Origin of the sequence: Synechococcus sp. PCC 7502, assembly GCF_000317085.1 — a bacterium.
Classification (GTDB): domain Bacteria; phylum Cyanobacteriota; class Cyanobacteriia; order Pseudanabaenales; family Pseudanabaenaceae; genus PCC-7502.
Genome location: NC_019702.1, coordinates 1459137 through 1479515 on the forward strand (window position 1 = coordinate 1459137; position 20379 = coordinate 1479515).

25 protein-coding genes and 2 pseudogenes are annotated in these 20379 nt (G+C 39.0%); 9 read left to right on the plus strand and 18 right to left on the minus strand.

Translation table 11 applies throughout. The features are described from left to right. Window positions 1–125: 125 nt before the first annotated feature. From SYN7502_RS07050 to SYN7502_RS20485, 6 genes are all read right to left on the minus strand, one after another. The gene (locus SYN7502_RS07050; RefSeq protein WP_371257812.1) at window positions 126–539 is read right to left on the minus strand and encodes a transposase; all 414 of its coding nucleotides are present in this window, start codon (window positions 537–539) and stop codon (window positions 126–128) included. Between the two features lie 20 nt (window positions 540–559). Then, window positions 560–862, minus strand: a complete 303-nt coding sequence (locus SYN7502_RS07055; protein WP_041429297.1) for a transposase — start codon at window positions 860–862, stop codon at window positions 560–562. A 268-nt stretch (window positions 863–1130) separates the two neighbouring features. Then, window positions 1131–1361: a hypothetical protein gene (locus tag SYN7502_RS21370; RefSeq protein ID WP_371257813.1), complete on the minus strand. Its 231-nt coding sequence runs from the start codon at window positions 1359–1361 to the stop codon at window positions 1131–1133. After that, entirely contained in the window at window positions 1328–1741 is a 414-nt protein-coding gene (locus SYN7502_RS07060; protein ID WP_371257812.1) for a transposase, read from the minus strand. Before SYN7502_RS07060 ends, SYN7502_RS21370 begins: the two co-directional genes overlap by 34 nt. A 20-nt stretch (window positions 1742–1761) precedes the next feature. Then, window positions 1762–1902 carry a transposase gene (locus SYN7502_RS20480; protein ID WP_210391328.1) on the minus strand — a complete coding sequence of 47 codons (141 nt, stop codon included), beginning with the start codon at window positions 1900–1902 and terminating at the stop codon, window positions 1762–1764. A gap of 10 nt (window positions 1903–1912) precedes the next feature. Further along, on the minus strand, window positions 1913–2062 hold the full coding sequence (locus tag SYN7502_RS20485) for a transposase (protein ID WP_210391329.1): 150 nt from the start codon (window positions 2060–2062) through the stop codon (window positions 1913–1915). A gap of 48 nt (window positions 2063–2110) precedes the next feature. Here SYN7502_RS20485 and SYN7502_RS21375 point away from each other — a divergent pair, with 48 nt between their 5' ends. From SYN7502_RS21375 to SYN7502_RS07085, 5 genes are all read left to right on the plus strand, one after another. After that, window positions 2111–2290: a DUF4326 domain-containing protein gene (locus SYN7502_RS21375; RefSeq protein ID WP_371257825.1), complete on the plus strand. Its 180-nt coding sequence runs from the start codon at window positions 2111–2113 to the stop codon at window positions 2288–2290. A gap of 129 nt (window positions 2291–2419) precedes the next feature. Next, window positions 2420–2653: a hypothetical protein gene (locus SYN7502_RS20490; protein ID WP_041429298.1), complete on the plus strand. Its 234-nt coding sequence runs from the start codon at window positions 2420–2422 to the stop codon at window positions 2651–2653. A 61-nt stretch (window positions 2654–2714) separates the two neighbouring features. Beyond that, window positions 2715–2954: an AbrB/MazE/SpoVT family DNA-binding domain-containing protein gene (locus SYN7502_RS07075; protein ID WP_015168165.1), complete on the plus strand. Its 240-nt coding sequence runs from the start codon at window positions 2715–2717 to the stop codon at window positions 2952–2954. Continuing rightward, on the plus strand, window positions 2947–3327 hold the full coding sequence (locus SYN7502_RS07080) for a type II toxin-antitoxin system VapC family toxin (protein ID WP_015168166.1): 381 nt from the start codon (window positions 2947–2949) through the stop codon (window positions 3325–3327). The genes SYN7502_RS07075 and SYN7502_RS07080 overlap by 8 nt, the downstream gene beginning before the upstream one ends. 39 nt (window positions 3328–3366) lie before the next feature. Then, a complete protein-coding gene (locus SYN7502_RS07085) occupies window positions 3367–3930 on the plus strand; it encodes a hypothetical protein (protein WP_144050180.1) in 564 nt (187 codons plus the stop codon). A gap of 131 nt (window positions 3931–4061) precedes the next feature. Here the strand turns inward: SYN7502_RS07085 and SYN7502_RS07090 are convergent. Beyond that, a pseudogene (locus tag SYN7502_RS07090) lies at window positions 4062–5048 on the minus strand (MFS transporter); the annotation flags it as partial. 56 nt (window positions 5049–5104) lie between these two features. On the opposite strand from SYN7502_RS07090, the gene SYN7502_RS18220 reads away from it, so the two are divergent. Continuing rightward, the gene (locus SYN7502_RS18220) at window positions 5105–5416 is read left to right on the plus strand and encodes a transposase (RefSeq protein WP_015168135.1); all 312 of its coding nucleotides are present in this window, start codon (window positions 5105–5107) and stop codon (window positions 5414–5416) included. Next, window positions 5370–5954 carry a transposase gene (locus SYN7502_RS07095; RefSeq protein ID WP_371257780.1) on the plus strand — a complete coding sequence of 195 codons (585 nt, stop codon included), beginning with the start codon at window positions 5370–5372 and terminating at the stop codon, window positions 5952–5954. The genes SYN7502_RS18220 and SYN7502_RS07095 overlap by 47 nt, the downstream gene beginning before the upstream one ends. Window positions 5955–5964: 10 nt before the next feature. On the opposite strand, the pseudogene SYN7502_RS07100 reads toward SYN7502_RS07095, so the two are convergent. The 7 genes and pseudogenes from SYN7502_RS07100 to SYN7502_RS07125 all read right to left on the minus strand — a co-directional run. Next, a pseudogene (locus SYN7502_RS07100) lies at window positions 5965–6360 on the minus strand (MFS transporter); the annotation flags it as partial. 304 nt (window positions 6361–6664) lie between these two features. Beyond that, the gene (locus SYN7502_RS07105; RefSeq protein WP_015168167.1) at window positions 6665–7714 is read right to left on the minus strand and encodes a DUF2157 domain-containing protein; all 1050 of its coding nucleotides are present in this window, start codon (window positions 7712–7714) and stop codon (window positions 6665–6667) included. 80 nt (window positions 7715–7794) lie between these two features. Further along, window positions 7795–8415 (minus strand): hypothetical protein, encoded by a 621-nt coding sequence (locus SYN7502_RS07110; protein WP_015168168.1) that lies wholly within the window; start codon window positions 8413–8415, stop codon window positions 7795–7797. 30 nt (window positions 8416–8445) lie between these two features. Further along, entirely contained in the window at window positions 8446–8607 is a 162-nt protein-coding gene (locus tag SYN7502_RS20150) for a hypothetical protein (protein ID WP_168130333.1), read from the minus strand. 104 nt (window positions 8608–8711) lie between these two features. Beyond that, on the minus strand, window positions 8712–9296 hold the full coding sequence (locus SYN7502_RS07115; RefSeq protein ID WP_015168170.1) for a Crp/Fnr family transcriptional regulator: 585 nt from the start codon (window positions 9294–9296) through the stop codon (window positions 8712–8714). A gap of 217 nt (window positions 9297–9513) precedes the next feature. After that, complete coding sequence (locus SYN7502_RS07120; RefSeq protein WP_015168171.1) at window positions 9514–10419, minus strand: alpha/beta hydrolase; 906 nt, start codon at window positions 10417–10419, stop codon at window positions 9514–9516. 513 nt (window positions 10420–10932) lie between these two features. Next, on the minus strand, window positions 10933–11577 hold the full coding sequence (locus tag SYN7502_RS07125; RefSeq protein ID WP_015168173.1) for a response regulator: 645 nt from the start codon (window positions 11575–11577) through the stop codon (window positions 10933–10935). Window positions 11578–11769: 192 nt separating this feature from the next. Here SYN7502_RS07125 and SYN7502_RS07130 point away from each other — a divergent pair, with 192 nt between their 5' ends. Both SYN7502_RS07130 and SYN7502_RS07135 read left to right on the plus strand, forming a co-directional pair. Beyond that, window positions 11770–12171 carry a response regulator transcription factor gene (locus tag SYN7502_RS07130; protein WP_015168174.1) on the plus strand — a complete coding sequence of 134 codons (402 nt, stop codon included), beginning with the start codon at window positions 11770–11772 and terminating at the stop codon, window positions 12169–12171. 328 nt (window positions 12172–12499) lie between these two features. After that, window positions 12500–16627, plus strand: coding sequence for a WD40 domain-containing protein (locus tag SYN7502_RS07135; protein WP_015168175.1), 4128 nt, complete (start codon window positions 12500–12502; stop codon window positions 16625–16627). Here SYN7502_RS07135 and SYN7502_RS07140 read toward each other — a convergent pair. The 4 genes from SYN7502_RS07140 to SYN7502_RS07155 all read right to left on the minus strand — a co-directional run bounded on the left by SYN7502_RS07140 (window position 16612) and on the right by SYN7502_RS07155 (window position 20373). Beyond that, window positions 16612–16902 carry a YiaA/YiaB family inner membrane protein gene (locus SYN7502_RS07140; RefSeq protein ID WP_015168176.1) on the minus strand — a complete coding sequence of 97 codons (291 nt, stop codon included), beginning with the start codon at window positions 16900–16902 and terminating at the stop codon, window positions 16612–16614. The genes SYN7502_RS07135 and SYN7502_RS07140 overlap by 16 nt on opposite strands. A 39-nt stretch (window positions 16903–16941) precedes the next feature. Next, on the minus strand, window positions 16942–18042 hold the full coding sequence (locus tag SYN7502_RS07145) for a tetratricopeptide repeat protein (protein ID WP_015168177.1): 1101 nt from the start codon (window positions 18040–18042) through the stop codon (window positions 16942–16944). Window positions 18043–18363: 321 nt separating this feature from the next. Continuing rightward, window positions 18364–19437, minus strand: a complete 1074-nt coding sequence (locus SYN7502_RS07150; protein ID WP_015168178.1) for a M14 family metallopeptidase — start codon at window positions 19435–19437, stop codon at window positions 18364–18366. A 9-nt stretch (window positions 19438–19446) separates the two neighbouring features. Continuing rightward, window positions 19447–20373: a M28 family peptidase gene (locus SYN7502_RS07155; RefSeq protein WP_144050181.1), complete on the minus strand. Its 927-nt coding sequence runs from the start codon at window positions 20371–20373 to the stop codon at window positions 19447–19449. Window positions 20374–20379: the final 6 nt, after the last annotated feature.

Below are 20379 nucleotides of genomic sequence, written 5' to 3' on the forward strand. Positions count from 1 at the left end.
TTTGGTGATTTTCATATAGAGCCTGTTTCATATCTCATGAGTAGCAATTCTTTTTAGCATCAAGCGAATAAAGCAAAGATTGAGTTTAGCTGTAGCATTAACGAGAGTTCTCTCAAAGTTCTTAACTAAGATTTTGCATCTTTCAACCCAATTACCCACCTTGTCGGCACAACTACAAACCCAGACAGACCTTTTTCTGCCTTCTGTTGCTTTGATACCTTAGGAGAAATTTCAAACCTAATCTTAGTCATAATCTCAGGATAAACCTTCTGTAAATCAGTCGTCAATTTTTCGATATGATAACCACTATCCAGCAATATCGTAGTTAGCGTAATGTCATCTGGCTTCGATTTGAAGTAATCAATGTTAAACGTTAACATCTCAATCAGTCCTTGGTCATCTGATACATTTGCTCTTGTTAAATAGGTAAAGAAAGGAAATCCCAGAGTGTCAACGGCTAAATGTCTTTTGATCCCGTTAGTTGCTTTGTAGGAGCAGAAGCCCTTGGATTCTATACTTGCATTACAAGTATTTTTCACTGCTTGTGAGTCAATGATGATTAAAGTTGTCCATTTTGATTTTTTTTTGACTGTTCACGGGCTGTTGAATGCAAAGCTTCCATAATCGCAGTAAATGTACCTGTATCTTTCCACTCCTTGTAGTATCGATACACTGTAGAGAATGGTGGTAAGTCTCGGGGCATATCTCGCCAATTACAACCGTTTTTGAGTTGGTAGAGTATGCCGTCTAAAATTTGTCTTTTTGTCCAAGTTGGCGGTCTAGTTTGCTTTTTCTTTGGGAGCAATGGTTCTATAATTTCCCATTCTTTATCTGTTAGGCTACTTGAGTATGGATTTAGCATTTTCTAAGCATCATACATCTTGCTCATAATAGATATGAAACAGGCTCTATAAGGAAAGAATCAGGCTAACCAATCAGCTAAAACTGTCCTAAATTGTCTGGACATTTGGGACTTGTAATCCATATCAAATCCATATTAGTGCCCTATCAAATCCTGAGTTAAGCTATGAGTAGACTTAGTCTTTCAGTACGAGTGAAATTAAAGAAAGGGCTAAATAGTTTGAAGTAGGCAATGGAAAAGTAATTGGCTGGATTGGTGAAGATAAGCACTACATAGGCAGAACGGGAAACGATATGAAAGGTTCGGCATTAGCAAATATATTTGTAATTGGTAAAGATGGCACCAGAGCAGAAGTTATAGAGCCTGTTTCATATCTCATGAGTAGCAATTCTTTTAGCATCAAGCGAATAAAGCAAAGATTGAGTTTAGCTGTAGCATTAACGAGAGTTCTCTCAAAGTTCTTAACTAAGATTTTGCATCTTTCAACCCAATTACCCACCTTGTCGGCACAACTACAAACCCAGACAGACCTTTTTCTGCCTTCTGTTGCTTTGATACCTTAGGAGAAATTTCAAACCTAATCTTAGTCATAATCTCAGGATAAACCTTCTGTAAATCAGTCGTCAATTTTTCGATATGATAACCACTATCCAGCAATATCGTAGTTAGCGTAATGTCATCTGGCTTCGATTTGAAGTAATCAATGTTAAACGTTAACATCTCAATCAGTCCTTGGTCATCTGATACATTTGCTCTTGTTAAATAGGTAAAGAAAGGAAATCCCAGAGTGTCAACGGCTAAATGTCTTTTGATCCCGTTAGTTGCTTTGTAGGAGCAGAAGCCCTTGGATTCTATACTTGCATTACAAGTATTTTTCACTGCTTGTGAGTCAATGATGATTAAAGTTGTCCATTTTGATTTTTTGACTGTTCACGGGCTGTTGAATGCAAAGCTTCCATAATCGCAGTAAATGTACCTGTATCTTTCCACTCCTTGTAGTATCGATAGACTGTAGAGAATGGTGGTAAGTCTCGGGGCATATCTCGCCAATTACAACCGTTTTTTGAGTTGGTAGAGTATGCCGTCTAAAATTTGTCTTTTTGTCCAAGTTGGCGGTCTAGTTTGCTTTTTCTTTGGGAGCAATGGTTCTATAATTTCCCATTCTTTATCTGTTAGGCTACTTGAGTATGGATTTAGCATTTTCTAAGTATCATACATCTTGCTCATAATAGATATGAAACAGGCTCTATAGTTAAATATCGGATTTGGTTAGAAGGGATAGTGAAAAAAGGTAAAGGTGCTGCATGGCATGAATTACAAGGATTGAGGGAAAGATATATAAAGGGCGAAAAAGTAATATTGCTATGCTATTGTCACCCATTGAGATGTCATGGTGATGTTTTGATGGAATACATAAAAAAGGAGTAAAAAAGTGAATAGGTTGAAAAGGCACGAAAGTCCCCGTTTAGAAGGGCGAAATAACAACGGTAAGGGTGGAACTGCCCGAAAACGCCAAATAGACAAACGCAATCGCCAAATCGCCAGCTCAGGGAGAAAATGAAAAATGGATATTTAGCAAGTGATTCAAATAAAGCTGAATTTGGTAAAGACCCTAGATATGGATTGCTCTGTTCACTTGAAGTGAATGGTAGGAAAGCCCCAATTTTTACCCAGCGAACCACCAGAGGTTACACCGTGCCGGGCAAATGTGCCAGTGCCAAAGATGCTCTAGTCCATTGTTTGAATGTTAAAGGAAAAGTAGATTTAGATTGGATAGTTGAAAGATGTTGATGTGTCAGAAATATTAACAAGTGGCATAATATAGATAAGATGACACTATAAGCAAAAAATTATGACAGGAATAATGCTACGGTTGGGCGAACAAGGCAGAATGGTCATACCAGTGGAACTACGAAAAGAGCTAGGGCTTGAAGTCGGAACGGAATTAGTCGCTACAATCGAAGGCGATCGCCTAATTTTAGAAACTCGTAAAGCAGTATTATCTAAACTTAAAAATCTTTTTGCGGTGGTGCCATCTGACATTAGTTTAGCTGATGAACTTATTGCTGATCGAAGAGCAGAGCATGAGTAAATATGTTCTTGATGCTTCCGCACTTTTGGCTTCACTGCATTGCGAAAATGGCTATGAGATAGTTGATGAACTCCTACCTGAATGTGCAATCTCAACTGTCAACCTATCAGAGGTGATTCAAAAAGCAAAGCAGAGAGGAATTGTAACAGACACAGTAGTAGATGGATTACAAGTAGTAGGAGTAGAAATAATAGATTTTACTATTCAACAAGCAGAAATAGCAGCTAATCTCTGGTCAATAACTAAGCCTTTTGGTCTATCCCTAGGCGATCGCGCTTGTTTAGCATTAGCTCAATCCCTAGATGCCATAGCCGTAACTGCGGATAAAGCTTGGGAAAATATACCAAATATTCAAGTACAAGTAATTAGGTAAATAAGTCCTTCGGTATTTGCGTAGTAAGCGTGAATGCAAATGGAACATATAGCTGAAGAACTATCCCGATTAGGACTAATATTCTATGACCCCGAAATACAAGAATGGGTAATTACTGAAAGGTATCTTTCTGGTGATGTAAAGGCAAAACTGAAAGTTGCCAAAACCGATCTTAATCTCCCAGATTGGATAAACAAAACTCTAACCCGAAACATCGCAGCCTTACAAAAAGTCCAACCCTTACCCTGCGTTCCACCCGCCAGCCCAAATACCAAAGCCGCCTGTGCCAGTGCGATGGGCATCGAAGAAATTACACCCGAACTTTTAGACAATACCATATTCATGAATCTACCTTTAAATTACAATTCTCATCAGTTTAGTCAAATATATTCCAGAGAGAAAAATCATACTTTTTCTAGGGGTATAACGGTATTATTGAGTGGCAAATGCTCCCCCTCAACTAAAAACCAAAATATCACAATATTGCCCCCTCCAATGATATGTGTCCCGATCTCTTTTCAAGTATTTTTCTTTGGGGAAAGCATCCTGAAGGGAATCGCCAAAAAACACTCAGAACTCACTAAAGAAGTAAATCATTTTTGAGTGCTAAATCTTTGCTCGAAACAGACAATTTCAACGAACGTATCAGTTTGGTATAACGTGTATAACGTTATTTTTGAGCGGCAAGGGTTGATTGACCTTTTTGCATGTTTGTATTTATTTATAGCTCATTTTTAGAGGTTCCCTTTGATTTTTTCATTAATTCTGAACAGAATCTCTGCATGTACCTCGCGGGTAATCGGATAGAGAGCCGCAAATGCAATTCCTAAAATCAAACATAAAGCTGGCAGGGGAGCAATCATAATCCGCAGGGTTTGGAGGACTAAATCTGGTTGTTGTAAAACTAATTGACCATGTTCGGGTTTAACGAATCCAGACCGATCTAAAGCAACCCCAACGCCTAGCAGGGCGATCGCCAAACCAACTTTTTGAAGCAACACCATAAACCCATAAAATACGCCTTCTCTTCTCTGCCCTGTCTTGAGTTCATCCAATTCAATTACATCGGCAATCATCGACCACGGAATCATATAGGCAGTAGAAACTCCTACCCCCGCGAGCATCGCCAGTACAAACATTAATGCAACTTGATTGGGCTGAAGAAAATATAAGCCAGTCTGAGCAAAAATCCAAACCGACATTCCAATTACATACACTGCCTTTTTGCCAATTTTCGCGCTTACCTTTGCCCACACAAAAAGCATAACCAATGCAGTACCCTGAACTGCCAGGATCGTAAACCCTACAAATTCAGTTTTTAACTTCATCCAGTAGGTGACATAGTAAGGGATTATAGTGGCTGTATTTTGAAATGCTAACCAAGAGCAAAGATAAATCCCAATTACATACAGATAGGGCTTATTGGTGAAAGCAATTTTTAACTGAGCGATGATTGGGATTTCAATGGTTTCCAGATGATATTTTTCCCATGTTCCCCATACACACCAAAATATAGGCAAAACTGAGAGAATACCCCAAATCAATCCAGCTATAAAATATCCTGTAGCTTGATTCTGGAAATATCCTACGATAAATGGATGCAAAACTCCAGAAAGGATGCTACCAATAATCGAGAAGGCAAAGCGAAAGCTGTTTAAACTCGTCCGTTCGTCATAATCTTGGGTAAGTTCGGGCGTTAGTGCCGTGTATGGTAAATTGACACAAGTATAGAGCCTGTTTCATATCTATTATGAGCAAGATGTATGATACTTAGAAAATGCTAAATCCATACTCAAGTAGCCTAACAGATAAAGAATGGGAAATTATAGAACCATTGCTCCCAAAGAAAAAGCAAACTAGACCGCCAACATGGACAAAAAGACAAATTTTAGACGGCATACTCTACCAACTCAAAAACGGTTGTAATTGGCGAGATATGCCCCGAGACTTACCACCATTCTCTACAGTGTATCGATACTACAAGGAGTGGAAAGATACAGGTACATTTACTGCGATTATGGAAGCTTTGCATTCAACAGCCCGTGAACAGTCAAAAAAAATCAAAATGGACAACTTTAATCATCATTGACTCACAAGCAGTGAAAAATACCTGTAATGCAAGTATAGAATCCAAGGGCTTCTGCTCCTACAAAGCAACTAACGGGATCAAAAGACATTTAGCCGTTGACATACTGGGATTTCCTTTTTTCACCTATTTAACAAGAGCAAATGTATCAGATGACCAAGGACTGATTGAGATGTTAACGTTTAACATTGATTACTTCAAATCGAAGCCAGATGACATTACCCTAACTACGATATTGCTGGATAGTGGTTATCATATCGAAAAATTGACGACTGATTTACAGAAGGTTTATCCTGAGATTATGACTAAGATTAGGTTTGAAATTTCTCCTAAGGTATCAAAGCAACAGAAGGCAGAAAAAGGTCTGTCTGGGTTTGTAGTTGTGCCGACAAGGTGGGTAATTGAAAGGTCAAATGCTTGGGTTGAAAGATGCAAAATCTTAGTTAAGAACTTTGAGAGAACTCTCGTTAATGCTACAGCTAAACTCAATCTTTGCTTTATTCGTTTGATGCTAAAAAGAATTGCTACTCATGAGATATGAAACAGGCTCTATAGAAGGTATTAAATAAAATGGCGATCGCCCCGTAATAAATCAACAAAGCAGTTTCGTTTCCGGGGAAAGGAACCCACCATTGGGCTATAAAAGATAGACCAAAAGGAATCGCCGCCCAAAACATCCACGGTCTTCTTCTCCCCCATCTCGTTCGAGTTTTATCCGTTAATACACCAACTATGGGATCGTTAACAGCATCCCAGATTTTACTTACAGCTAAAATAGCTCCTGCAATGCCCGGTCTAATGCCAGCGACATCGGTAAAAAAGGGCAAAAGAAAAAATATTAGAATGTTGGCTGTTATTGAAGTGCCAAAATCGCCTGCCCCATAGGCAAGCTTGGTAGTAAAACTTAGTTTTTCAGAATTTTCCTCTGTTATTATTCGCTTTGTCATTATAAGATGCTCCAAATTTCAATAAAAAGGTATTAGAGTTAAAAATATAAATTTGGTGATGTAGAAAAATGAACTTAATTCAATATTTTTCAATATGCACACTGTCTGGTGATTTATAGTCAAGTGAATGATAATCTTTCTCCTGATTTCAGAGCATTAGGTAGATATTAATTCTTTTTCAAAACGAGTGATCGCTTTTAACATAATGTCGAGGATATCGACTGCGAATAGCATTTTAACGAACTCAGCGGTTGCTGGTAACACATGTGGAATAGGGGGAAGTGGAAATTGATGATTTTAAGAGTCAATTATCCTTCGGTAATAGTTGAAGCAACGATTCAGGAAGTACACGATTTAAGAAAACTGCAATTGAATTGGAATTTTTCTGGTACTGCATCCCAGCCAAAATTATTAAAACGCCGACAAAGGAAGTTGCAATCGGAAACAATAGTGAATCGCGAAATACTGAATAGGAAAGATGTCCGAGATAACCGATAGTTCCCATAGCCCCGAAGATGACAAATATGCGCCGTCTGAGTAAGATAGAGAGAATAATCAAAAACAGATTGATTAGAAAGTAAAGGAAGCGTTCCCATTCGCCACCGCTATTCATAAACGTTAAACCTCCCCAAAAAGCCATCATTCCAGACAGGTAGAGCCAAAAGGCAAAGTCTCCCTGACTTCGGCGGATGCGCCTATCGATGAGAAAAGCAATAATGATATTGGCAATACCAAACCAGAAAGAAACAAGGCACCGTTCATTCCAAGTGAAATAATCCTTCCCAAAAAGCAGAGGCGTTAAATCCATTGACATGTACCACAGCGAGTATGCAATCGGTAGCGTCAGGAATGCAAAACGAATCCACCAGAGAGCAAATAATCCTGCGAGAATTGTACCCATTTCCATGTAAAACCAACTAGCTTTTACCCAGATATGGTAGTTTTCATAGCTGCCTGGATCGCCGTTGGGCCAAATACCTGTCATCCGCTGAAAGCCATAAATCGCAAGCGGTACCATGAACACGGCAATAGTGGTTAACAATCCACCTGGAATTTTTAAACCCCGAGCAAACCACATACGAAAACCCGCAAGAGCAAAAATTAGCAAATAGACACAAGCCAGGGTCAAAATACCCTGACCACCAAGTTTTTCCCAGGCGGAAGTGAGGCAGAAAAACATCCCAAAGATGACGACCAAAGCTCCGAAGTAGTAAGCCACATTGGCAAAATTAAATTGCGGTATGTGCCTTTTCCGTTCTTGCCAACCTTGCCAGAGTTGTTCAGCTATATCCGCATCGATCAAATCATCGTTAATTGCCCAATCCAGATCCTCTCGTTCAATTTTCATAGCCATACAATTATTCTCATTCCAAAATAAATTAACAAAGAAAAACGGTCATTTTGAGATCGATATTAACAAAAGTGATATAAAGCTCACTTTATCGAATTGAGTAAATGAGGAATTTGCTGAATGATGGATTCAAGAACTTTAGGATCCGTTGAAGAAATACGCACGTTGATGTACTTACCTTGCTTAGCGGTTGTCAGAATTACTGAATTAAAATCTGCTCCGTTAAAAGAGTATCGTAATGGTATATAGAGAAATGTTTGATTCCCAATTTTCCTCGTGGTTAGGGAATCAAATTGCACATTTTGGTATCTGCCATTCTGTTCAGAAATCTGAATATTAGAAATTTGCCTTTTTATTTCCGCATAGACATTATCATCAATGGCACCGGAGATGTCACTTCTTCCCAAAGTAAAAAAATAGACATCCATTAGAGACAAATCAAAATAATCGCGATACCATTTTGCGCTATACCCTAAACCGGTAGAGGTTGTTTCCCAGTCAGTAAATTTTATAAACTTCAGTCCTGCCACTTCTGGATTTAACCTAGCTATTGTCTCTAATTCTTGTTTGAGACCACCATTTGCAACCAAATCAAGGTTATTAATTTTAGGCTTCATTTCCTCTATTGCCAGAGTGGATGAAGTGAGAGAAAGAGAACAAGAAATTAGCAATAGTAGAGTAATTAAACTCAGTTTATTTTTCATAATAAATACCTCATGAATATATTTAATGAATTATCGGTAAACTTCCATCATTCTGGCGAAATCTGCCCAAGAATATGAATATTGAGGCAGATAATTACGATCAATTTTTTGCTTGCTTTCAAACACTTTAGCGGCGATCGTCCCCCCCGCCAAACCAAAGAACAATAATAAAATTAAAACTTTAACTTTCATAGTTGACATCTCTAACTCGTTGACATCATCCTAAAGTTATTAACTATGAAGAGTAAATTAGGTAATTTTGATATAGATCAAAAAAACGATATTTTTGACTTAAATCAAACTTTATTCCTTCTCCTTTTCTTAGCACGCAGGCGACTTAATGTTTCTTGACTAATTCCCAAATAGGAAGCCAAATACCCTAGATTTACTCTCTCTGCAATGTCTGGATGTTCTAGTAAGATAGATTCATATCGCTCTTTCGCAGATTGAACTTGAAATGATGTGACTCGATTTTGCAAGGATGTGTAATACTCTTCTAAAAGACGGCGATTTATATCTATCCAAATTGAATCTTTATCTAATAAGTATTGCAATCCTCCATAACTTAGCGATAAAAGTTGGCTATCGCTGAGAGTAATCATGCTTATATCACTTGGCTGACGATAGGAAAAGCTAAAATAGGGAACTGCGAAGTGATTAGGAAAACTAAACCACTGGGTTACTTCCTTATCATCATTTTTCTTAAAGGAACGAATCACTCCTTCTAATACAAAATAAATTTGGTCAGAAACCTCTCCTTCTCTAAGGAGATATACATCTTTGGGTAATATTTCATGTTTTAGTACTTGTTTCAAATCTCTCTGTTGAGCTAGGCTAAGCATCGCTAAGGAATTAAGTCTTTGAATTAGCGTTTCGTGCATAGGGTTTTAAGGTATATCTATAGCAAGCCTAACTAATTTAATAATTTAACTTATTTTTTTAATTAAATCACTGAGTTTTCAGAATTCTGAATCGAAAAAACTTCCATTCTCGTGTCTTTAAAGATGTGCAGATAAGGGCTTATAAGATCGGCAAAAACTTTTTCTCTAAGGAGATATATTAAATCTCATTTCGCTCGCATGATTTCTTATGTCTCTCCTATTTTAAGCTTCGATTAAAGAAATCAGTAACCTTAGCGATATAAGCTTGTGGGTTAGTGTTAAAGCTTTCAGGGTGTACTTTGGCATTGGTCTCCCAGTATTCTGCTTGGGGGTATGCAGCTTTGAGGTTGTATGCATTTTCTATTGGAGTATAGGGGTCAATCTTGCTATGTATGATCAAAACAGGTCGTGGGGAAATGCGACTGATTTCTTGCACAGGTTTAGATAAAGTGGGATCGTATCCAGTAAATAAGTGTCCAAACATCATCGTAGAGGGCAGAAATATCTCTGGTAAGCCACCCGAAGCTGATTGCCAATGTTTTTGCATAATTGGATAAACTTCAGCGTAGCCACTGTCTGTAACAATTGCAGCAATGTCTTTATCTTCCACAGCAGCTCCGATGACACTGGCAGAACCCAATGATACTCCCAAAGCTCCGATCTTTTGCGGTTTGAAGCCCTTTTGCTTGAGCCAGTTTACGGCGGCAATAACATCCCTTCGTTCTGTGATACCAAAGGTAATCCGTGAATCGGAGCTTTGCCCGTGTCCGCGCAAATCTATCATCAGAATAGAAAACCCTTGACGGTTCATTTCTGCCCCAAACTCGGAAAATTTATCCGCAAATTCATGGGTGCGGCTAGAATTTAAACCATGTACTAAGATTACGACTTTATCTGATTTTTGAGATTTGATATACCACCCTACAATCTCTTTCCCATCAGATGTCATTATCTTTACATCTTCAGGATTAGAGTTAAAAACAGAAATTTTCTTAGGGTCAAATACTCTTACTGCTGTAGAAAGTTTATCACCTGCGATCGCAGAAATTCCTAAATACCCAATAACTAAAACAGATGAGATAATAGCAACTACTTTAACAAGAACTTTAATATTTCTATTCATAGATTATAACTAAAAAATATTTCTGGAATTTTGATATTTTATTGAATATATTCACTTGGGTGCTTTACAGACATTTAAGACATTTAAAAGAGAGTAATTTCTGTAATAGGGAAGTTAGAAACGCTGTTGAATATTGTGATCAAGTCGGACTGTATACTCTAGTTTCTGCCCATATTAGCTTTTTATTGCGATCCCCCACTGGGAAATACCTTAAAAACTACTTAAAGCTCTACCCAAATCGCTTAATGAGAATGAATTTCTCCCTTCCCAAGTACTTAAGCTATTATCATCTCGAACATTTTGTTGGCTGCCATAGGCATTAATTCCAAAATACATTGATGTTGAGGTTATCATTAATAACATCACCACATTAAATACTAAATTCCTGTGCATATATATCCTCCACTATGTGAAGTAACTTTGATGTCATTACAATCTCAGAGTTTCTTCGTAGGATAGGCTCAGATTTAAGTTCACTTTTGTGCTCACTTTTACGCACTGTCGCTATGTTATTTACATTTTGGCGAGAGATCCGATCGAGGTAGCTAAGATGGCAATTTGAGTGCGGTTGCGCAAATTTAACTGGCTTAAAATGCTAGTAATATGATTTTTAACCGTTCTAGGGGAGATGTGGAGCTTATTAGCAATCTCCTCATTGTTGACACCCGTAGCTATGAGTTTTACTATTTCTTGTTCTCTGGGCGTAAGCTTATCCAAGTCGCTTGTCGCTACCTCTGAAATATCAGGAATTCGGGCAATTACCTTCCTACCCAAATTCAAATCCAGATGCATATACCCTCGATAAACAGCCTGAATTGCAAACGTTAACTCTTCAGGTGGGGTATTTTTTAAAATATAACCTGATGCCCCATATTTTAGTGCCTGTGAGATATATTCATCCGTCTCATCAATTGTGAGAATTAAGACTTTGATCGGACCTGAGAGATTGCAAATCCGTCTTGTCGCTTCTACCCCATCCATATGCGGCATTTGAATATCCATTAGTATGATATCTGGTTGGAGGAGTTCTGCTTGGGTAATAGCTAACATGCCATTTTCTGCCTCGCCCACAATTTCTAAAGAAGATTCATCTCCAAGGGAAATTCTCAAAGCGCGACGAATGAAAGCATGATCGTCTACAAGTAAAATGCGAATCATCGGAGTTACCTATCCAGTTATGAGATATCACCTAAGTTGCCTAAGCATAGCTGTTGCTAAAAAATCAAACAAGTAGCAATAGTCCTAAATGCACCTAGGACTTTAGTCCCATTTTATTAAGGACTCAGGCTTCATGTTTTATCAGGTTTTCAACTATAGGATTGGCAGGTAAAAAGTAAGAGGTGTAATTCTATGTCCAAGATTTTAGTGGTTGAAGATAGTCAAGCTCAAAGAGAAACTATTATAAATATCCTTAAAAGTCATAAATTTGAGATTGCCACGGCTAAAAATGGGGTGGAGGCGATCGCTCAAGCTAAATCTATCCAACCAGATGTGATCATTTTAGATATCGTAATGCCAGGGATGAATGGTTATGAAATCTGTCGACAACTTAGGGATAATCCTTTAACCAGTCATATTAGGATTGCGATCTGCTCTACTAAGTCAACAAAAGTTGATCGCTATTGGGGATTCAAGCAAGGGGCAAATGCCTATATCATTAAGCCTTTTTCAACTAAAGATTTAGTTGACACTGTACATGAGCTACTTCCTTCCCAATCAAGGAATAGGCAAAAAGTCGATCCCTATAATTAAGCTAGATATTATAAATACAAGCTCATTTAATGTTTAATATCGCACTGGGAACGGAGCAAGGTAAAATTGCGTTAGTCGAAAATTTCTTTAATAGATTGCTAATGTCATAATTTATTGCAGCTCCATTTTGAAATACCCAGTTAGCTGAATTAGGCGATAGTCCTGCCTCAAATCCTAATAATTGGGGTAAAATTCTTTCGAGGTTGGTTATTATTCTTTTAAGATAAAAGAGGCTTTAAGGAAATTCAAAAATGCCAAAACTCCTATCTACTGGGGCATACCAAATAGAAAGGCTTGGGAAAAGTTGAGAATAAATTAAGTAACAGCTATGTCAAACTCTTTAAAGGCATCGTTAGAAGGATTAGAGATTATCAATCGAGCGCGTCTGAGACATGGTTGGACTAAAACCAGAAGTGCGGCTTGGTGGATGAAAGCCGATGTTTCACAGATCACATTGAGAAGATTTTGGAGTGGTGAGAAGGTAAGGCGTGATAATTTTATCGCCATCTGTGATGCGGTAGGTATTAAAGATTGGCAGGCGATCGCAGTGCCTGTTGAAGAGCTGATTGCAGAAATCTATGAATCCACAATTTCAGCAAAAGTAAGTATGGCTAAGGAAATAAGTCTAACTGAGACAAAAAGAAATTTAGCAGCAATTGTGTTTACGGATATTCAAGGATTTACTGCGCATTTAGAAAATCATGAAGAGCAAGCATTAACAGCAATTGCCCGCGATTTTCAAATGATGACCGATATTTGTCAAAGCTTTGAAGGGCAAGTCTTAAAGTCCACAGGTGATGGTTTACTGCTCTATTTTACGAGTGCGATCGCTGCCGTTGCCTGCGCCTTAGAAATTCAAGAATCACTGGTGAAATTCTCTGAAACTATTTCAGATTCCATATCAGAACTTATCCTCGCGCATCGCATAGGCATCCATCTAGGGGATGTATTTTTTAGCGATGGTGATGTGATGGGGAATGGGGTAAATATTGCTTCTAGGATTCAAAATGAAGCAGAACCCGGCGGCATCTGCATATCGCAAACAGTCTATGATGTTGTTAAGCATACCCTATCCTTAAAAGCAAATTATCTGGGGGCAAGGGAATTAAAGAATATCTCAGAAGCAGTACCCATCTACGAAATTCTCCTTGTTTCCCAAGAGGCAAGAGCGAGAAATAGAGAACAAGTTAAGTTATCTACAACTAAGCTGCGAGCAGATATAAAGCAAGTTTTTCATCAAAGCCAAGATTGGGGAGAAGCTCCTGATGTTTCAGATTTTTATGGGCGCGATCGCGAAATATCACAATTAGAAAGTTGGATAATTAATGATCGCCACAAATTAATTGCTATCCTAGGTATGGGCGGAATTGGCAAAACTACTATAGCCGTGGCAGTTGCCGATCAGGTATCCACTCACTTTGACTGTTTAATCTGGCGCAGTTTGCGAAATGCACCACCTGTGGATCAATTATTAAGCGATTTATTGTTATCGCTTTCCACCGAGCAATTAAACGAAACTGAAGGCTTCGATCAAAAATTGTCGCGCGTGACAAGATATATTCAAGATCGTCGCTGCTTATTGGTCTTAGATAACCTAGAGTCGATTTTGAGCGAGGATGAAAGAGGGAGATATCGAAGCGGATATGAAGGCTATGCCGAATTGGTGAGATGTTTCGCCGAGACCAGACATCAGGGTTGTTTAGTCTTTACTGGTCGGGAGCCACCGTTGGAGTTATCTAGGTTTAATAGTGCGCGATCTCTTCTGCTGTCTGGAGTGTCAGATGCTGATGGGAAGAGAATCTGCAATCAAATCGCCGCTCTGGATGCTTCCGAACGAGAATGGCATCAGATTATAACCCACTACGGCGGTAATCCATTAGCATTAAAGATAGTGGTAGCAGGAATTCGAGATTTATTGGGTGGCGATGTAAGGCAATTTCTAGAATTATTATCCCAAGGCATTTTAGGTTTCCGAGATATTCAAGATGTGCTGTCCCGACAATTTGACAGGATTTCTATATATGAACGCGAAGCTATGTATTGGCTAGCGATCGCTAGAGAACCAATTAGCTTTAAGGAATTACACGAAGATTTAGTATCTTTAGGATCAAGACAAAAGTTACTAGATACTTTAGAGTCGTTACAGAGGCGATCTTTGTTAGAAACCTCTCATAACTGCTTTAACCTACAGCCAGTTGTGATGGAATATGTGACAAATTATTTGGTAGAAGAGGTTAGCCAAGAATTATCCCAAGGATTTAAAGCATGGGTGCTGTTTCGGAGTCACGCTCTAATTAAAGCTTCTGCGCCAGATTACATTCGTGAAATTCAGGTGCGCTTTATATTAAATCCAATTATTGATCGGATTGGGAACGATTATTTGGGCGAACTACTTTTACAATTAAAGGCGGGAAGTAAAAAAGACTATGCCGCGGGAAATCTCCTCAACTTACTTGTCCAAGCAGGTACGGATTTGACTAATTATGACTTTTCCGATTTGACGATTTGGCAAGCATATTTGCGTGATGTAAATCTTCATTCCACCAACTTCCGTAACTCTAACCTCACTCAATCCACATTCAGAGAAACTTTTCTCAATATCATTTCTTTATTATTTAGTGCCAATGGAGAATTTCTCGCCACAGGGGATAGCCACGGACAGATCGGACTCTGGCAGGTAAGCAATGGTAAGCGCATCTTAGAAATAGACGGACATACAGATATTGTGTTTGCCCTAGCTCTAGCGACGGATGGGAAATACCTAGTCAGTGGTAGCTTAGATCAAACTGTGAAATTATGGAATCTCCAAACTGGTAATTGTGAATCTACCTTACTTGATCAGACTGGTGGAATTTCTATGCTGGTACTGAGTCCAGATAATCACTATCTTGCCTGTAGTTGCGGCGATCGCTATATTCGTGTGCTTGATTTACTCGAACGACGGGTGATCCACACTTTATCAGGGCATACAAATATTCCTAGAGCGATCGCCTTCGATCCCCACAGACCGATCCTTGCCAGTTGTGGGTTAGACAGCACAATTCGAGTTTGGGACTTAAAAACTGGGGTGTGTTTGCAGGTTATAGCCGATGAAAGCGAACTCTATACCCTTGCCTTCAGTGCCGATGGTAAGTTGCTTGCCACAGGTGGCGAAAATGGGGTCATTAAATTTTGGTCAACTCACACTTGGACTTGTCTAAATACCCTAACTGGGCATAGCGATCGGCTTTGGTCAATTAGCTTTAGCCTCGATGGCAGGTTTCTGGCTAGTGCTGGCGATGACCTATCAGTACGGATCTGGGATGTAGAAACTGGAGTTTGTTTAAGAAATTGGTTGGCACATCAATCGCGGATTTGGTCGTTGGCATTTAGTCCAAATAGCTTGATTTTAGCCAGTGGTAGTGAAGATAAGAGTATAAAATTTTGGCACCCAGAAACTGGTCATTGCTTGCGCAAGTTACAAGGATGCTCAAATGAGATATCTCCCTTTGCCTTTAAAGGAAATAATTTGTATTTGTTAAGTGGAGTTGACGGACAAAATATTCAAGTTTGGAATATAAATACTGGAAAATGTGAAAAACGCATACCAACTCATAACGCCTTCCAAGCTAGTCTGAGTCCAGATTGCCGACTTTTAGCTTCTGCTAGTTTGGATAATTTAATTCGGATTTTTGCTGTAGAGACTGGTAATTTAATTAAAACTCTTACAGGGCATACGATTTGGGTCAGAGAAACTGTGTTTAACCCAAATGGCGACCTAGTTGCCAGCGCTAGTGGCGATAAAACCGCTAAACTTTGGGATGTGCAGACAGGTCAATGCCTGCATACTTTAATCGGACATTCGGCACCGTTGCAAGCGATCGCCTTTAGCCCTAATGGAAATATCCTAGCAACTGGGGCTTGGGATGCAGCGATCGGCATCTGGGATGCCCAGTCAGGTGAATGCCTGAGAATGCTTAGAGGACATAACGATCGCATTGCGGTTGTATCTTTTCACCCTAATAGTAATATTCTTGCCAGTGGCAGCCGAGATTCCACAATTCGTCTATGGAATATCCACACAGGCGAATGTATCCTGATCGTTCCTCACTTAAGCGTCAAACTTCATGCTCTAGCGATTCATCCTAGCGGCAATATACTCGCAAGTTCCGGATTAGATACTGCGGTAAGACTTTGGGATGTGCAAACAGGTAAGCTGTTGCATAGCTTAGATTGCAGCACTAAAATTAAGTGGATTTGGTCGGTGGTATTTAGCGAAGATGGACGACTTCTTGCCACTGGCAGTGAAGATGGCTTATGTCAGATTTGGGATGTGAATACTGCAACTTGTATTCAAACTATAAAGATTTCTCGCCCCTATGAAGGTATGAATATTTATGGAGTGCGAGGTGTGACCGAAGCTCAAATTTCCGTGCTTAGAGAGTTAGGAGCGATCGAAGATTATTTCAAAGGATGATGTTCAGCAAGAATTTTCTCAACTCTAGCTTCATCAATTCTTGCCATAGTTTTTACAGCTTCGTGATTATCTCGAACAGTCTTGGCAAGTGTAAAAGTGGAACTCACTGTAAATAAAAAAGTGGTGGTAAGCTGCCATTTCATCCAATTGTCGATAGGGCGATCGTTTGGCAAGTAGAAAATGCTGGCTCCCATTGCCCCCATAGATATGATAAAGGAAGCCCATACTTGAAAAATCCATGCGGCTGTATCTTTTTGCTTTAAAGGTTGTTGCATTGTTTTTTTCCATAAATCATTTTTTCTAAATCGCTTATTTTAGGAGGATATTGGCGAAATTGCAGGTTTAGAGGGCATTCCTAAAGTTCTTCTGATCTCATTAATTACTTCTTGAACTTTTACGGTTTGTTGAATATCTTTAGCCTTACGAAATACTGTTAAAGATTCCTCGTAGAACCTTAAAGCTTTTTCGCTATTCCCAAGACCGAGATAGGAATATCCAATCCCGCTTAGTAATCTTGCTTCCGTTATTAAATCCTTCTCAGAACGAGCAATCTTAATGGCACTCATCGCAAGATTAAATGATTTATCATATTCACCTAAACTCCAATAGACATTACTGAGACTGGCTAGAGCCATAATCTGAATATCTGGAAATTTATTCTTTTCGGCGATCGCTACTAATCTTTGATAGGTTTCAATCGCCTTAGCGTGTTCTCCTTTTTCAGAGTAAAGGTCCGCCATATTACCCGTAGCATCAAGTTCATAGTTTATATCTTTCAACGTGCGAGCAATTTCAATTACTTTTTGATAAGTGACGATTGCGAGGGCGGTATTTTTTTGTAATTTATAAATCTGAGCAAGATTTGCAATGATAATCAATTCTGTTGGGCGATCATCTGCTTTACTTGCCAGGGATACAGCCATACTGTAGTAATTTGCAGCACTATCATATTTTTCTTGATCTAGATCAATATTAGCTAACCCATTCAAGCCCTGTGCTTCGATTGAAGCATTTTTTGTAGCTCTACCAAGTTCTATGGCAATTTGAAAAAACTCTGCCGCCTTCAGAAAGCTAGCTAGTTTCTCATAGGTATATCCCAAACTTAAATAAGCTTCTGATTCGCCTTTGCGATCGCCAATTTGCCTATAGATAGTTAGTGCCTGCTGAAATGATTTGATTGCTGCTTCATATTTAACTTTATCAAACTGAACATCACCCCGATCCATTAGCTTCTTAGCCTCTATCTGTTGGGCTGATACTGCTTGGGCTACTAATGAAGAACTAGCTATAGATTCAGGATTAATAGATTTGGATGCTTCAACGCTAGTACAAGCGATCGTGGTTAAAAAAGTTAAGGATGCGACTCCGATGGATATTTTTTGTATTGTCTTTTGGGTTGTGATTCGTAATGTCATGGCTCTTTCCTTATGTGTTAGTTTTTTGGTTTGAATTTAATTGAGTTCTGATTTAGGTTAATTGTGAATCAGGATTTAGTAGATAAAAGCTCAGTTTTAAGTTCACTTTTAAGCTCATTTTTGTGTTATAAGATTATTCTGGACTATTTAGTTCAAATTCACTAGGGACTTAAATCTCAAATCAGAATAGTAATTTAGTCCTAGTTTTGACTTACTGCTTCTGGGCAATTCGATAACTCGCACGCTTTCTGAATATCTGAAATCTAAGGCACTCAAAGCTGGAATGTTTGAGGTCAAAGCTTAATTACTCCTGCTTAAAGCTCAACTATAAATGCTTAAAGCTTGATTTGCCATTTGGATTATTTCTAAACCTTGAGTTACACATACATCCCGCCAAGTGCGATCGCTAGGAGCGAATATCTCCTTAAACCAATCCTTAAGATTAGTATTTGTACTTGGCGAATACCAAAAAGCTCTATTTTCGGCACGTAGAGCTTTTACAACTTTAAGTGTGGGATAAGTTCCAAACTCGGCAGTGAGAAAATCATAATCGCATTGTGGGAATTTTGTTTTACACCATTTACCTAAGCCACCACGAATCGGATAGGAGATTCCTTGAGGAGTCCAAGTTTCGATTTTATCGACTCCAAACTGGGCGGTTAACGACTGAATTTTTTGAGGGTTATCAACTTCTCCCGCAAATAGTTTATAGGTTCCCCAAGCTCCCAGTCCTGTATGAAAGTCTATATGAATCACTTTTTGAGCATCACCGATCCAATTTTGGATATTTTCCTCTAGAATATTTGCAGTTTGGGAAGGCTCCTTCCCGCCAAAAAATAAACCCTGAGGATAATCATACTGCCCCACTGGTAAAGTCTCTTTCATAGCTTTGATGCCGTATCTGGCAATTATGGCGATCGCTTTTAATAGATAAGGTTCAAATCGTGGAGGAGGAGATGCAGGATTAAAAAATTGATTTAACTTGGCGTAGAGTGGAGGACTACCAGCATACAGATCGCCCTCTAAGAGAAAGTTCCGATTGAGGTCGATATTATCTTCATTAGTGCGACGTAAATACTTAAAACCATAGGGATTGAGGGCGTGAATTAAAATAAGTGTTGTTCTGGGATTGATCGCCGACTTTAGTAAACTCAGTTGTACTGCCGAACCTAAAAACCCCTCTGCTCCATGTAAACCGCTAGAAACCACCAATGCCTTTTGCGATGTCCCCCAACGAATAGCAACATCAATCGTTAGATCGTCATCGGTTTTAGTCTTGATTGGATAGGCGTAAATCTCACAATTAATCGATTTTGCTGCCTCTAAGAAACGCGATCGTGCCGTTATATAATCAGGTGAAAATGCGCTAGAAATACTATCATGGTTGGGTTTCATAGATATCTTTTAACTCACTAAATTATTAATTACTTTCTCTAGTCCGCTTACAACTCTGGCAAACTCACCATAACAAACGCGATCGGGTGTATCTTCGGGTCGGTGATAGTAAGGATAACGAAAGGGCGCAGTATCTGTAACCATCAATGCTGGATAACCGTTTTGCCAAAAAGACCAATGATCTGACATGCCAATGGCTGACATGAGTTCGCTTAATGCCGCTCCTTCCGAAGGAAATTGAGTATGCTGGCGAAATGAATCAACTACAGTCTCCACTAGCTTTTTAGAAGCAGCATTGCCAATAAAAGCGATGTAGTTGCCTGTGGAAGGATAAAAGGCTCCGAGGGGAAACGGAAACTTCTGACTACCAAGTTCGTTAGTGTAATAGCCAATAGTTTCAATACTTAGCATCCCCACAATTTTTTCCTTTCTCTGTTTACAGGCTTTGGCATAAACTAGACTTCCCATCATTTCGGTATGATAAAAAGGTGGCTCTTCATTCACAAATTGTACAAAGCGTAATGTCTTTTTAGGACTACTTCCACTAATTAATTTTTTACTAAAAAGTCTAGCTAGTTCTAAAACTCCCACTGCTCCAGAGCCATTATCATTAGCACCCGGACATCCAGCTACAGAGTCATAATGAGCACCAATGACAACAATCTCTTCAGCGCGATCGCTACCTAAGATTTCAATTTCCAAATTTGTGAATGCCTGTCCGTTAACTTCATAGATTTGTTTCTTTACCTCAAAGCCATAGCTTTTCCATGAATTACTAAGAAAATCCTCAGCAGCCTTGAGATTGGCATAGTTCAAATAGTTGCGATCGCCGATCTCTCCCGCTAAAATTTCTAAGTTTTGTTTTAGCGCATCTCGCAAACTTTCTTCTTCTCGATCCAAAGGAGGTAATTCTCCCTTATAGCTTTCTCTGGGCATATTCAC